General features: G+C 64.5%; 12 protein-coding genes. 6 read left to right on the top strand and 6 right to left on the bottom strand.

Annotated features, from left to right (window positions below; genetic code table 11):
• Positions 1–395 precede the first annotated feature (395 nt).
• The 3 genes from BFE01S_RS27555 to BFE01S_RS27545 form a co-directional block, all read right to left on the bottom strand.
• Positions 396–587, bottom strand: coding sequence for a glycine zipper 2TM domain-containing protein (locus BFE01S_RS27555; protein WP_028228274.1), 192 nt, complete (start codon positions 585–587; stop codon positions 396–398).
• An 86-nt stretch (positions 588–673) separates the two neighbouring features.
• Complete coding sequence (locus BFE01S_RS27550; RefSeq protein WP_028228273.1) at positions 674–1,612, bottom strand: AEC family transporter; 939 nt, start codon at positions 1,610–1,612, stop codon at positions 674–676.
• Positions 1,613–1,685: 73 nt separating this feature from the next.
• A complete protein-coding gene (locus tag BFE01S_RS27545) occupies positions 1,686–3,224 on the bottom strand; it encodes a DHA2 family efflux MFS transporter permease subunit (RefSeq protein WP_028228272.1) in 1,539 nt (512 codons plus the stop codon).
• Positions 3,225–3,375: 151 nt separating this feature from the next.
• Here BFE01S_RS27545 and BFE01S_RS27540 point away from each other — a divergent pair, with 151 nt between their 5' ends.
• Positions 3,376–3,819: a MarR family winged helix-turn-helix transcriptional regulator gene (locus BFE01S_RS27540; protein ID WP_028228271.1), complete on the top strand. Its 444-nt coding sequence runs from the start codon at positions 3,376–3,378 to the stop codon at positions 3,817–3,819.
• 21 nt (positions 3,820–3,840) lie between these two features.
• Here the strand turns inward: BFE01S_RS27540 and speB are convergent, their stop codons facing one another.
• From speB to BFE01S_RS27525, 3 genes are all read right to left on the bottom strand, one after another.
• Entirely contained in the window at positions 3,841–4,803 is a 963-nt protein-coding gene (speB, locus tag BFE01S_RS27535; protein ID WP_028228270.1) for an agmatinase, read from the bottom strand.
• A gap of 123 nt (positions 4,804–4,926) precedes the next feature.
• A complete protein-coding gene (locus BFE01S_RS27530) occupies positions 4,927–6,417 on the bottom strand; it encodes an aldehyde dehydrogenase (protein ID WP_028228269.1) in 1,491 nt (496 codons plus the stop codon).
• Positions 6,418–6,491: 74 nt separating this feature from the next.
• The gene (locus tag BFE01S_RS27525) at positions 6,492–7,043 is read right to left on the bottom strand and encodes a cupin domain-containing protein (protein WP_028228268.1); all 552 of its coding nucleotides are present in this window, start codon (positions 7,041–7,043) and stop codon (positions 6,492–6,494) included.
• A gap of 423 nt (positions 7,044–7,466) precedes the next feature.
• Here BFE01S_RS27525 and BFE01S_RS46005 point away from each other — a divergent pair, with 423 nt between their 5' ends.
• From BFE01S_RS46005 to BFE01S_RS27505, 5 genes are all read left to right on the top strand, one after another.
• Complete coding sequence (locus BFE01S_RS46005) at positions 7,467–7,691, top strand: hypothetical protein (RefSeq protein WP_245621211.1); 225 nt, start codon at positions 7,467–7,469, stop codon at positions 7,689–7,691.
• A 302-nt stretch (positions 7,692–7,993) separates the two neighbouring features.
• Positions 7,994–8,803, top strand: coding sequence for a gamma-glutamyl-gamma-aminobutyrate hydrolase family protein (locus tag BFE01S_RS27520; protein WP_042338762.1), 810 nt, complete (start codon positions 7,994–7,996; stop codon positions 8,801–8,803).
• A gap of 30 nt (positions 8,804–8,833) precedes the next feature.
• Positions 8,834–10,168 (top strand): glutamine synthetase family protein, encoded by a 1,335-nt coding sequence (locus tag BFE01S_RS27515; RefSeq protein WP_028228266.1) that lies wholly within the window; start codon positions 8,834–8,836, stop codon positions 10,166–10,168.
• Between the two features lie 23 nt (positions 10,169–10,191).
• Entirely contained in the window at positions 10,192–11,625 is a 1,434-nt protein-coding gene (locus tag BFE01S_RS27510; RefSeq protein WP_028228265.1) for an aspartate aminotransferase family protein, read from the top strand.
• 76 nt (positions 11,626–11,701) lie between these two features.
• Positions 11,702–12,823 (top strand): polyamine ABC transporter substrate-binding protein, encoded by a 1,122-nt coding sequence (locus tag BFE01S_RS27505; RefSeq protein ID WP_028228264.1) that lies wholly within the window; start codon positions 11,702–11,704, stop codon positions 12,821–12,823.
• Positions 12,824–13,150: the final 327 nt, after the last annotated feature.

Here is a 13,150-nt window from a genome sequence, read left to right as displayed (position 1 = left end):
CATTAACAGCGGATTCGGCTACCGGTGCAATCAGGGGGAAGAATACTGGAGGGGAAATAACGAAGCTTTGAAAATGCGCAGACTTGAATATCGTGATTTTCGATTTGCTCCAGATCATCTATGGCGCAATTTCTCATTGCGTTGCGGCGATTGCTTTGAGATAAGACTCATCGCCTTCCAGGCAATGCAGCTAAGGCTTACCGAAGATATCGGGATCGCATTATTGCATCGATCGCATATCAAACCGGCAATCGTTCGATATTCTGGAATATTGCGTTGCTGTATACAGGCATGATTCAGAACCATGCCGGCCGCATCGATTAACCGATAATCACGAAATAATCAAAAACGCGCCGCGCTTCTGTACAAGCGCAGCGCGTTTCCCGAAACCGCGATTATTTGCTGAGTTCGTAACCGGCCACGCCGCCCGCCACCGCACCGCCCACCGTGCCCACCGCGCTGCCGTTGGTCAGCTTGTTGCCGGCATAACCGCCGGCGGCCGCGCCGCCCAGGGTGCAGGCACCGGTGCCGAATGCCGTGAGTAGCGCCAGCGCGAGCGCCGCACCGCTGCGTCGAAACGTCTTCATCATCGAGCCCTCCTGGTTGATTCGAATGGTTCGAACACTTCGTCTTTAGCAAACGGCGTGCCGCGCGGCCGGCCGCGCCCGCTGTTTCAGTGCTGCAGGTGCAGCAACAGCACGGTGAGCGTCACGAGCGAGCCCACCGTCGAGTGCAGGATCGTACGCGAGGTCACGTGCGCCTCGCGCCGGTAGTACTCGGCCAGCATGAACGGCCCCGTGCCCGTGGGCAGCGCCGCGAGCAGCACGGCCATCTGCACGAGCGGCGCGGGCAGCGCGAACACCCGCTCGGCCAGCCACCAGGTGAGCGCCGGCTGCGCCACGAGCTTCGCGAGCGTGAGCCACCACGACGATTCGCGCGGCGCCTCGGCGACGCTCCTGCGCTCCGCGAGGAAGAGCCCGAGGCTCACGAGCGCGCACGGGCTTGCCGCCCCGCCCAGCAGCTTGAGGAACGTCTCCGCGCTCGCGGGCAGCGCGACGTGCGCGGCCGACACCACGGCGCCCAGCGCGGGTGCCACCAGCAGCGGATTGCGCAGCAGCGAGCGCACGACCTTGATCGCAAGCCGGTGCGGACGCCGCTCGCTTTGCAGCCCGATCTCGATCAGCACGATGGCAATGGCGAACAGCACGCAGACCACGAGGATCGTCGCGATGGTGGTGGGCGTGAGGCTGGACGGGCCAAACGCGATCATGCACAACGGAAAGCCCACGTAGCCCGTGTTCGGGTAGGCGGCTGCGAGACCGTCGATGCCTGCGTCCGCAAGCGGCCTGCGCAGGAAGAGCCGCACGCCCACCACGGCGAGGAACACGATCAGCCCCGCGCCGCCGAATGCCGCGACGAACGCAGGCTGATAGAGCTCGTGCCAGGTGGCATGCGCGAGGATGTCGAAAAGCAGCGCGGGCAGCGCGAGCCACACCACGAAGCGGTTCAGTTCGGAAGCGGCAGCCGGGCCGAGCACGCCGAAGCGGCGGCACGCAAAGCCCGCGAAGATCAGCCCGAACACGGGCAGCAGAATGGAAACGGCGGAAAGCATGGGACCTGTGGATAGCGCGCCGCGGCGAGAGCACACGCAGCGCAGGACAAGCGGGGTCAAGCGCCGGGCACGCCTAATCCATCGCGGCGTGGCTCGCCTCCGCGGCCGTGCTGCTGCTGCCCGAAGGCCGCACCAGCACGAGGAGCGGAATCACCAGCAGCGTCGCGACGAACATCATCTTGAAGTCGTTCAGATACGCGATCATCTGCGCCTGCTGCGTGATGGCCTGGTTGAGCACAGCGAGATCGTAACGCGAACCGGAAGAAAGCATCGCCTGGAACGCGGGATTGAACGGCGTGACGTTCGCGGCGAGATCCGAGTGCGCGACCTGCGTGCCGCGCGTGATGAAGGTCTGCACGATCGAAATGCCGATACTGCTGCCGATATTGCGCATGAGGCTGTAGATCGCCGTGCCGTCCGCGCGCAGTTCGGGCGTGAGCGTGGAGAACGTGAGCGCCGAAAGCGGCACGAACACGAAGCCGAGCCCGAAGCCCTGCACCACGCCGGGCCAGACGATGTCCGAGACCTTGAGCACGATCGTGTACTGCATCATCTGCCACAACGCATACGCGGACACCACGAACCCGAACAGCAGCAGCGCGCGCGCATCCACGTGCCGGAGCATGCGCCCGGCAATCAGCATGGCGATCATGGTGCCGGCGCCGCTGGGTGCGGTGACGAGGCCCGTGGTGGCCACCGGATAGCCCATGAGGTTCTGCAGCATGGGGGGCAGCAGCGCGCGCGTGGCGTAGAGCACGGCGCCGATCACGAAGATGAAGAAGGTGCCCGTGGCGAAGTTGCGGTCCTTGAGCAACTGGTAGCGAAAGAACGTACCGGGCCCGGAACTCGCCGTATGCACGATGAAGAACGCGAAGCTCAAAGCGGATAGGAGCGCTTCGATGCGGATTTCCAGCGACCCGAACCAGTCGAGCTGCTCGCCGCGATCGAGCAGCGCCTGCAACGCGCCGATGGCCAGCGCGAGCGTGGCGAAGCCGAACAGGTCGAAGCGCACCTGCCGCGCCGGATCGCGCGAAGGCATGAAGGTGGACACGCCGAAGAGCGCGAACGCGCCAATGGGCACGTTGATGAAGAACACCCAGCGCCAGTTGTAGCTGTCCGTGAGCCAGCCGCCCAGCGTGGGCCCGAGCACGGGCCCCACCATCACGCCCATGCCCCACACGGCCATGGCCTGGCCCTGCCGGTCGCGCGGATTGATGTCGAGCAGGATCGACTGCGAGAGCGGCACGAGCGCGGCGCCGAACACGCCCTGCAAGAGGCGCGAGGCCACGATCTCGCCGAGCGTTTCCGAAAGGCCGCAGAGCGCGGAGGCCACCGTGAAGCCCGCAATCGCGAAGCCGAGCAGCCGCTTCATGCCCAGCCGGTCGGCAAGCCACCCCGTGAGCGGCGTGGCAATGGCGGCCGCCACGATGTACGAGGTGAGCACCCACGTGATCTCGTCCTGCGACGCCGCCATCGAGCCTTGCATGTGCGGCAGCGCGACGTTGGCGATGGTGCTGTCGAGCGTCTGCATCAGCGTGGCGAGCATGATCGAGAGCGTGATCATGCCCCGGTTGAGCGGCGCGGCCTGGCCGCCCTGCGCGGCTGCTGTCATTGTGTGAGGAGCGGAGCGTGGGAGATAATAAGCATGCTTATTATACGGCTCGCCGCGGCTCGCGCAATCGGGAAATCCGATGTGGGGCGCCCCTGCGCCGCGTGCACGGCTGCAGCCCGGGTCGGAACCCGTCCATCGATATAATCGCGCCATGACTACCGATCTCGAACAACGCTTCGGCTTCTTGATCGCCGACGTGGGCCGGCTATGCGGCAAGCGCTACGACGACCTGGCGAAGGCGTCGGTCGATCTGACGCGCGCGCAGGCCCGCATCATCGCGTACCTCGCGCACTACGGCGACATGAACCAGGTGAGCCTCGCCCAGCGCCTGGAAGTGGCGCCGATCTCGGCCGGGCGGCTGCTGGAAAGACTCGAGGAGAAAGGCTGGGTTGCGCGCGCGGCGAACCCGAACGACCGGCGCGAGCTGCAGGTGAGCCTCACGCCGAAGGCCGAAGCCGTGCTCACGGCGGCCCGCCGCGTGGGAGACGAGGTGCAGGCGGAAGCCCTCGCGGGCTTCACGCCTGAAGAAGCCGAGCAGTTCAGCCAGATGCTGCAGCGCGTGCGCGCCAATCTGGGACCGCTCGTGGAACGCTAGGGTCCGTTCGCCGGAACCGGCTTACTTGCCGGCCATCTTGCGCTGGCGCCACAGGCACAGCAGGTCGCACGCAATGTGCGCCGCCGCGATCGCGGTGATCTCGCTCTGGTCGTAGGCGGGCGCCACTTCCACCACGTCCGCGCCGATCAGGTTCACGGCTTCGAAGCCGCGCACGATCGAAAGCGCCTGCGCCGACGAAAGCCCGCCCGCCACCGGCGTACCCGTCCCCGGCGCGAAGGCCGGGTCGAGGCAGTCGATGTCGAAGGTCAGATAAGTCGGCCGCTCGCCCACGATGTCCAGAATGCGCTGGCGCGCCGCCGCCGGGCCGTGCTCGTGCACCCAGGCCGCGTCGAGAATATTGATGCCGAGGAAGTCCTCGTTCCACGTGCGGATGCCCACCTGCACCGAAGTCTTCGGGTCGATCAGCCCTTCCTTCACCGCCTTGTAGAACATCGTGCCGTGATTGAGGCTATCGGGCGAGTCGTCGGCCCACGTGTCGCAGTGCGCGTCGAAGTGGATCAGCGAAAGCGGCTTGCCGTACTTCTCCGCATGCGCGATCAGCAGCGGATACGTGACGAAGTGATCGCCGCCGAACGTGAGCATCTTCGCGTTCGAGCGCAGGATCGTGCGCGCGTGTTCGACGATGGCGGGCTTGATCGAGAGCGGATTGTGCGCGTCGAACCAGCAGTCGCCGTAGTCGGTCACGGCAAGCGTGTCGAACGGATTGAAGCCCCAAGGGTAGGGGTACAGCTCGGCAAGCTGCACGCTCGCGGCACGCACGGCAGCGGGGCCGAGGCGCGCGCCCGAGCGGTATGTGACGGCAAGATCGAGCGGCACGCCCGAAACGGCGACATCCACGCCTTCGAGTTCGCGCGTGTAGTTGCGTCGCATGAACGACAGCACGCCGCCGTAAGTGTTTTCGATAGAGGAGCCGTAAAGCGATTGACGGCGAATCGCGCCGTCGCCATGAATGATGGCAGTCATGCAATGACCTGATTGAATGGACCGCAGCGCAATGAATCAAAAAAGCGCGCCGCGGCGGTCGGATTCATTGGGAACGCGGCGGCAGACTTTCCGTGCCTGCCGCCGCGCTGGCTTGCGAATCCTTTAGCGCAGCCGCACGAGCGTGGACTTCAGCTCGGTGTACTTCTCCAGTGCGTGCAACGACTTGTCACGGCCGTTGCCCGATTCCTTGAAACCGCCGAACGGGAAGTTCATGTCTCCCCCTTCGTCGTAGCAGTTCACCCACACGGTGCCCGCACGCAGGCGGCGCGAGATTTCGTGCGCGTTCGTGAGGTTCGCGGTCCAGACCGCGGCAGCGAGGCCGTAGTCGCTATCGTTGGCAATGCGAACCGCTTCGTCGATCGTGCTGAACGTGATGACCGAAAGCACCGGCCCGAAAATCTCTTCGCGCGCGATCCTGGCGTCGTGATGCGTGTCGAACACGGTCGGCTCGATATAGTAGCCGCCCGTTTCTTCCTTCACGCGCTCGCCGCCCAGCAGCAGCTTCGCTTCCTTGCGGCCCGCCTCGATGTACGAAAGCACGCGTTCGAGCTGGATCTTGTCGACGATCGCGCCCATCGACACCTTCGGGTCGAGCGGATTGCCCGGCACGTAGTTGCGCGCGGCTTCCACGAGCTTTGCGAGGAACGCGTCCTTGATGTCGCGATGCACGAGCAGGCGCGAGCCGGCCGTGCACATTTCGCCCATGTTGTAAAAGATCGCGCCGGCCGCGGCGTTCGCGGCGCGGTCGAGGTCCGGGCAATCGGCCAGCACGATGTTGGGCGACTTGCCGCCCAGTTCCAGCCACGTGCGCTTGAGGTTCGACTGGCCCGCATACTGCATGATCTGCTTGCCCACACCCGTCGAACCCGTGAACGCGATGCAGTCCACGTCGCGATGGAGCGCGAGCAGCTTGCCCGGCTCGCCGCCGCCCGGCAGCACGTTGAACACGCCCGCCGGAATGCCCGCTTCGTGCGCGAGCTGCGCCACGCGAACGGCCGTGAGCGGCGACTTTTCCGAAGGCTTGAGCACCACGCTGTTGCCGGCCGCGAGCGCGGGGCCGAATTTCCACGAAGCCATCAGGATCGGGAAATTCCACGGCACCACGGCCGCGACCACCCCGATCGGCTCGCGCGTGACGAGGCCCACGAGATGGTGATCGGCCGGCACCACTTCGCCGCCAACCTTGTCGATCGCTTCCGCGAACCATTCCACGCAGTACGCCGCACCGGGCACATCGACCGTGGTCGTATCGCCGATCGGCTTGCCCGCATCGAGCGTTTCCAGCAGCGAGAGTTCGTCCAGATGCTCGCGCATCAGCGCGGCCCAGCGCAGCAGGATGGCCTTGCGCGCACGCGGGTTGAGACCGGCCCACACCTGCGCGTCGAAGGCGCGGCGCGCGGCGGCCACGGCGGCGTCCACGTCGGCGGCGCCGCAATCGGCCACGCTTGCGAGCACGCGGCCGTCAATCGGGCTCACGCAGTCGAAGGTGCGGCCCGAGTAAGCGTCGCGGTATGCGCCGTCGATGAACGCGCGGCCTTCGATCGAAAGCGTCGCGGCCTTGTCCTGCCAGTAAGCGAGAGTTTTCTTTTCCATCAGGATGCCTCAATGTTATGCGGTTTGCCGGGCGCGCCGCGTCTCGCGGCGGCTCACAGCCAGGGTTCGCGCGATCAGAAAGTGGGCGGCGAGTTTGCCGACACCACTTCGCAAACGTCGTTCGCGCTGGGATTGCGGAAACGGTGCGGGAAGCGGCTTTCGAAGTAGTAGCTGTCGCCGGGGTCGAGCAGCCAGGTCGTGCTGTCCACCGTGAGTTCGAGCTGCCCGCTGACCACGATGCCGCCCTCATGCCCTGCATGCACGAGCATTTCGGGGCCCGTGTCGGCCAGCGGCTGATAGACCTCGCGCATGATGCACATGTTGCGGTCTTTCATGTTCGCGCCCGCGAGATAGAACTCGATGGACGCGTTGCCGAGATTCGGCATCTCGCCGCGCCGCGAAACCACGCTGCCTTCGTCGCTCAGGTCGAACGTGAAGAATTCCGCGAGGCTCATGGGTATGCATTCGAGCAGTTTCTTCAACGACCCGACCGAGGGGCTGACCCGGCTTTGTTCGATCAGCGAGATCGCGCCGTTCGTGACGCCCGCCCGCTTGGCCAGCTCGCGCTGGGAGAGGCCGTAGCGCTTGCGGACGTACCGCAACCGCGTAGCAACTTCGGAAGACATCGATGCAGACTCGGACACGTTTTAAGGAACCGTTAACAAAAGAGCGCGCACGCACGACCCGGCGCGGACGTGTTGAATATTCTAATCAGTTTGGTTTTTTTTCTGTCGGTACAAACCCCTGTAAGTCATTCGAAATGCGTCGACAGTGTGGCACATCTTCGGTGCAGGTCCCCGTTTTGGGGGGAACTCGGGAAAGTGCTGACATAAAAAGCGTAAAAAATAATTGACGCCCTTTTTGGCTCGTATATGCTGGTTCACAGGTCGGAAGTCAGAAAGTTCCCGCCGCTACAACGCAGTGCAGCAAGGCATGTAGCAGAGCGAAGAACCTTCGGCGCCGCCTGCGTTCCGGTCGATGCAACGCTCGCCGTTTATGCGTCATTGATCGAAATGCCCATGTTCAACGTCACCCAGTCGAGTGCAATTGTGAGAGTCCGTGGCCCTCTGGTCAGATGGGATCGAAGTCATGCGAGGTGTCTTCGCAGTGACTCGGCCGCCATCGCCGATGGCAGTGGCGGCAGGCTTGCCCCTCGCCTGCTTCTGTCCATCTTCACGATTCTTTCCCGCCGTTCGGTCCGACGCCACAACGTCGTGTCCGCTCGCGCTTTCATCGCCGTCCATACGGACGAAGTCGCGTCACTGCTGCCGTAGCGCCTCTCCTTCCTGCGCCGTTCGTTGTCGTTGCCGTCGATCGCAAGCGTGGCCCAAAGCCGCCGCATGCGAACGATGGGGTTGCGCACGTCTGAACACGCTCGCGCCGCCCCAGCCCGGCACAAAACGAACCGCCTACATGATCTCCACGCGCAGTGCGATGCGTTAGCTACGCTCTTCGTTCTGCGAACCCGTTTGCGGCCTTGCCTTGAAGCAGGGTTGCAAGGTCATGTCACGCCCGCGGCATTCTGCAATACCGGATATTTGCGCGCTGCCCGGGTCAAGGAAGTCAAACTTTAGCTATGCGAACGAAACCCCTCGTCGGCGTCACTGCCGACAGAACCATGATGGGACCGCACGCGTCGCACACGGCGGGCGAGAAGTACATCGCCGCAGCCGTGGATGGCGCCGGCGCACTCGCGTTCGTGCTGCCCGCACTCGGAGAGCGCCAGGCCACGGCCGACGTGCTCGACGCCGTGGACGGCCTGCTCTTCACGGGCAGCTACTCGAACGTCGAGCCGCGCCGCTACGGCGGCGCGCCGAGCGAGCCGGGCACGCTGCACGATGCCCACCGCGACGCGACCACGCTGCCGCTCATGCGTGCCGCCATCGAGGCCGGCGTGCCGGTGCTCGCGATCTGCCGCGGTTTCCAGGAGCTGAACGTGGTGTACGGCGGCACGCTGCACCAGAAGGTCCACGACGTGGAAGGTCTTCACGACCACCGCGAAAACAAGGGCGATCCGCTCGACCAGCAATACGGTCCCGCGCATGCCATCAAGCTTACTGAAGGCGGCATGCTGCAACGCTTCCTGCAAGGCGCGCACGAGGCACGCGTGAACTCGTTGCACGGTCAAGGAATCGCAACGCCCGGCGCAGGACTCGTGGCCGAAGCGTATGCGCCCGATGGCCTGATCGAAGCCGTACGCGTGGCGAATGCGCGCACCTTCGCACTGGGCGTGCAGTGGCATCCTGAATGGAAGCATGCCGAAGACGCCCTTTCCACCGCAATCTTCCGTGCCTTCGGCGACGCCTGCCGTGCACGCATGCTGGCCCGAATACCGGGCGGGGCCGACAGGCTGAATGCCGAGGCGCCTCGCACCGCCCACGCCTGACCCGGCCCGCACAAGACAGAGAGAACGAAAATGCATGAAATCGACGAATTCCTGAAGAAGCACCACATCACCGAAATCGAAGCCATCATCCCCGACATGGCAGGCATCGCGCGCGGCAAGATCATTCCGCGCAGCAAGTTCGAATCGGGCGAATCCATGCGGCTGCCGCAAGCCGTGATGATCCAGACCGTGACCGGCGACTACCCGGAAGACGGCAGCCTCACCGGCGTTACCGACCCCGACATGGTCTGCGTGCCGGACCCCGCCACCATCCGCATCATTCCGTGGGCCGTCGATCCCACGGCCCAGGTGATTCACGACTGCGTCCACTTCGACGGCACGCCGGTCGAAATCTCGCCGCGCCGCGTGCTGCGCCGCGTGCTGGAACTCTATGACGCGAAGGGCTGGAAGCCCATCATCGCGCCGGAACTGGAGTTCTATCTCGTCGACATGAACAAGGACCCCGACCTGCCCCTCGCGCCGCCCATCGGCCGCACGGGCCGTCCGGAAACGGGCCGCCAGGCGTACTCGATCGAAGCCGTCAACGAATTCGACCCGCTCTTCGAAGACATCTACGAGTACTGCGACGTTCAGGACCTCGAAGTCGATACGCTGATTCACGAAGTCGGCGCCGCGCAGATGGAAATCAACTTCATGCACGGCGAACCGCTCGGCCTCGCCGACCGCGTGTTCCTCTTCAAGCGCACCGTGCGCGAAGCGGCGCTGCGCCACCATATGTACGCGACCTTCATGGCCAAGCCCATGGAGAACGAGCCGGGCTCGGCCATGCACGTGCACCAGAGCCTCGTTTGCGCCGAAAGCGGCCAGAACCTCTTCACGGGTCCGGACGGCAAGGCGACCGAGATGTTCTACGCGTACATCGCCGGCCTGCAGAAGTACACGCCCGCGCTGATGCCGATTTTCGCGCCGTACATCAACTCGTACCGCCGCCTCTCGCGCTTCATGGCCGCGCCGATCAACGTGGCCTGGGGTTACGACAACCGCACGGTGGGCTTCCGCGTGCCGCACTCGTCGCCGGCCGCGCGCCGCGTGGAGAACCGCATTCCGGGCGTGGACACGAACCCGTACCTCGCGATCGCGGCCACGCTCGCCGCCGGCTACCTCGGCATGACGCAGCACCTCAAGCCGACCGAGCCGCTTCTCTCCGATGGGTATTCGCTGCCGTACCAGTTGCCGCGCAACCTCGAAGAGGGCCTCACGCTGATGAGCGCGAGCGAGCCGCTGAAAGACATCCTCGGCGAGAAGTTCGTGCGCGCCTACCTCGCGTTGAAGGAAACCGAGTACGAAGCGTATTTCCGCGTGATCAGCTCGTGGGAACGCAAACATCTGCTGCTGCACGTGTAACTGAACGAGAAAGGAGACATCAAATGAGCTACCGGATCGACGCCCCCGCCGGCCTGGTGCAGCCCGCACCAACGACGCTGCGCCCCCAGGCTGCGCGCTCGACGGCCGAATACCGCGCGCTGGACGCCGCGCACCACATTCACCCGTTCTCGGACATGGGCTCGCTCAACAAGACGGGCAGCCGCGTGATCGTGAAGGCCAAGGGCGTGTACCTGTGGGACTCGGAGGGCAACCAGATCATCGACGGCATGGCCGGCCTCTGGTGCGTGAACGTGGGCTACGGCCGCAAGGAACTCGCGGACGCGGCCTACCGGCAGATGCAGGAACTGCCCTACTACAACACGTTCTTCAAGACCACGCACCCGCCGGTGATCGAGCTTTCGGCGCTCCTCGCCGAAGTTTCGCCGGGCCCGTTCAACCACTTCTTCTATTGCAACAGCGGCTCCGAAGGCAACGACACGGTGCTGCGGATCGTGCACCAGTACTGGTTCACGCAGGGCAAGCCCGGGAAGAAGATCGTCATCTCGCGCAAGAACGGCTATCACGGTTCGACCATCGCGGGCGGCACGCTGGGCGGCATGGGCTACATGCACGAGCAGATGCCCTCGAAGGTGGAGAACATCGTCCACATCGACCAGCCGTACTTCTTCGGCGAAGCCGAAGGCAACATGACGCCGGAAGAGTTCGGCCTCGCGCGGGCCCAGCAGCTCGAAGCGAAGATTCTCGAAGTGGGCGCGGAGAACGTGGCCGCGTTCATCGGCGAGCCGTTCCAGGGCGCCGGCGGCGTGATCTTCCCGCCCTCGACCTACTGGCCGGAAATCCAGCGCATCTGCCGCAAGTACGACATCCTGCTGTGCGCGGACGAAGTGATCGGCGGCTTCGGCCGCACGGGCGAGTGGTTCGCGCACCAGCACTTCGGCTTCGAGCCCGACCTCATCACGATGGCCAAGGGCCTCACGAGCGGCTATGTGCCGATGGGCGCCGTGGGTCTGCACGACCGCATCGCAAAGGCGATCATCGAGAACGGCGACTTCAATCACGGCCTCACGTACTCGGGCCATCCGGTGGCGGCGGCCGTGGCCGTGGCGAACCTGAAGCTCCTGCGCGACGAAGGCATTGTCGAGCGCGTGAAGGCCGACACGGGTCCGTACTTCCAGCAGCGCCTGCGCGAAACCTTCGCGAACCATCCGATCGTCGGCGACATCTCGGGCACGGGCCTCGTGGCCGGCCTGCAGCTCGCCGAGGACCCGAAGGCGCGCAAGCGCTTCGCGAACGGCGGCGACGTGGGCACGCTCTGCCGCGACTTCTGCTTCAACGGCAACCTCATCATGCGCGCGACGGGCGACCGTATGCTGCTCTCGCCGCCGCTCGTGATCACGCGTGCCGAGATCGACGAAATCGTGTCGAAGGCGAAGAAGGCCATCGACGCAACCGCGCAACAACTGGGTCTTTTGTAACACCACTTGTCCGGGCCGGCGGCGCGTCACGGGGTTAAGCGCTGCCGGTTCATCTTCATCATCAGGGGAAACCAACATGAGTGTTTGTCATCTTCGTCATGCGGTCGCGGCAGCCGCCCTGGCTTTGTGCGCGGGCCTCACCGCCACGTCGAGCCAGCCGGCCCAGGCAGCAGACGACGTTCTGAACGTCTACAACTGGTCCGACTACATTGCGAAGGACACGATTCCGGGCTTCGAAAAGCAGACCGGCATTCAGGTGAAGTACGACAACTACGACAGCGACGACACGCTGCAAGCGAAGCTGCTCGCGGGCAGCTCGGGCTACGACATCGTCGTGCCGACCTCGAACTACATGGCCAAGCAGATTCAGGCCGGCGTGTACCAGAAGCTCGACAAATCGAAGCTCCCGAACCTCGCGAACCTCGACCCCGTGCTCATGCACATGATCGCGGACGCGGATCCGGGCAACCAGTACGGCGTGCCCTGGGCCTTCGGCACCGACGGTATCGGCTACAACGTGCAGGCCGTGCAGAAGGCGCTCGGCGCGGACGCCCCCGTGGATAGCTGGGCCCTCGTGTTCGACCCGCAATACCTCTCGAAGCTCAAGGGCTGCGGCGTGTCGTTCCTCGACCAGGCCGTGGACGTCTTCGCCGCCGTGCTGCAGTACATGCACAAGGACCCGAACAGCACGAACCCGGCCGACTACCAGGCCGCCTTCGAAGTGCTGAAGAAAGTCCGCCCGTACATCACGCAATTCAACTCGTCGGGCTACATCAACGACCTCGTGAACAACGACGTCTGCGTGGCCGTGGCGTGGTCGGGCGACGTCGGCATCGCTCACCGCCGTGCCGAGGAAGCGCACCGTTCGTATGAACTGAAGTTCACGAACCCGAAGGAAGGCGGCCTGCTGTGGTTCGACGTGATGGTCATTCCGAAGGATGCGCCGCACCCCGAAGCCGCACTGAAGTGGATCAACTACATCGAAGATCCGAAGGTCAACGCACAGATCACGAACGAAGTGTTCTACCCGACCGCGAACAAGGCGGCCCACCAGTTCGTGACGCCGGCCGTGGTGCAGGACCCGACCGTGTACCCGCCGGAAGACGTTCTGAAGAAGATGACGCTGATGAAGCCGATGCCGGCCGACATCCTGCGTCTGGAAAACCGTCTGTGGGCACAGCTCAAGACGGGTCACTGATCCAGCACCACCCCTGAAGGAGATTGAAGGAGACAGTGCGCCGGAGGGATCGCTCGACCCCTCCGCGCCATAAGCCGTAGTCCGAAGTCCGGTTGCGCGCGCCGCGCCCTTTTCCCCCGACGACGCGCGCAACCCCCAACGAGCTCCGTTCGCAGTACTGATTTCGCGAGTCGCGTCATGCGCCCCGTGCGGGACCGCTCGCGCCTGCGATCAGAAAGGAACCAAGGTTACATCATGAATTCGACGTCACAAGTCAACGCCAATCCGGCCGTGCGTGCATCGGGCACCAAGGCCTCCGTCAACGACGCCTTCGTGCGTATCGAAAAC

Origin of the sequence: Paraburkholderia ferrariae NBRC 106233 (assembly GCF_000685035.1) — a bacterium.
GTDB lineage: Bacteria > Pseudomonadota > Gammaproteobacteria > Burkholderiales > Burkholderiaceae > Paraburkholderia > Paraburkholderia ferrariae.
The sequence above is the reverse complement of the archived record's forward strand: the minus strand, read 5'-3'. Positions and strand labels throughout refer to the sequence as shown.

Bases quoted from the DNA above. Each gene is read 5' to 3' on its own strand.
- BFE01S_RS27555 (WP_028228274.1), bottom strand. From the start codon at position 587: ATGAAGACGTTTCGACGCAGCGGTGCGGCGCTCGCGCTGGCGCTACTC.
- BFE01S_RS27550 (WP_028228273.1), bottom strand. From the start codon at position 1,612: ATGCTTTCCGCCGTTTCCATTCTGCTGCCCGTGTTCGGGCTGATCTTC.
- BFE01S_RS27545 (WP_028228272.1), bottom strand. From the start codon at position 3,224: ATGACAGCAGCCGCGCAGGGCGGCCAGGCCGCGCCGCTCAACCGGGGC.
- BFE01S_RS27540 (WP_028228271.1), top strand. From the start codon at position 3,376: ATGACTACCGATCTCGAACAACGCTTCGGCTTCTTGATCGCCGACGTG.
- speB (WP_028228270.1), bottom strand. From the start codon at position 4,803: ATGACTGCCATCATTCATGGCGACGGCGCGATTCGCCGTCAATCGCTT.
- BFE01S_RS27530 (WP_028228269.1), bottom strand. From the start codon at position 6,417: ATGGAAAAGAAAACTCTCGCTTACTGGCAGGACAAGGCCGCGACGCTT.
- BFE01S_RS27525 (WP_028228268.1), bottom strand. From the start codon at position 7,043: ATGTCTTCCGAAGTTGCTACGCGGTTGCGGTACGTCCGCAAGCGCTAC.
- BFE01S_RS27520 (WP_042338762.1), top strand. From the start codon at position 7,994: ATGCGAACGAAACCCCTCGTCGGCGTCACTGCCGACAGAACCATGATG.
- BFE01S_RS27515 (WP_028228266.1), top strand. From the start codon at position 8,834: ATGCATGAAATCGACGAATTCCTGAAGAAGCACCACATCACCGAAATC.
- BFE01S_RS27510 (WP_028228265.1), top strand. From the start codon at position 10,192: ATGAGCTACCGGATCGACGCCCCCGCCGGCCTGGTGCAGCCCGCACCA.
- BFE01S_RS27505 (WP_028228264.1), top strand. From the start codon at position 11,702: ATGAGTGTTTGTCATCTTCGTCATGCGGTCGCGGCAGCCGCCCTGGCT.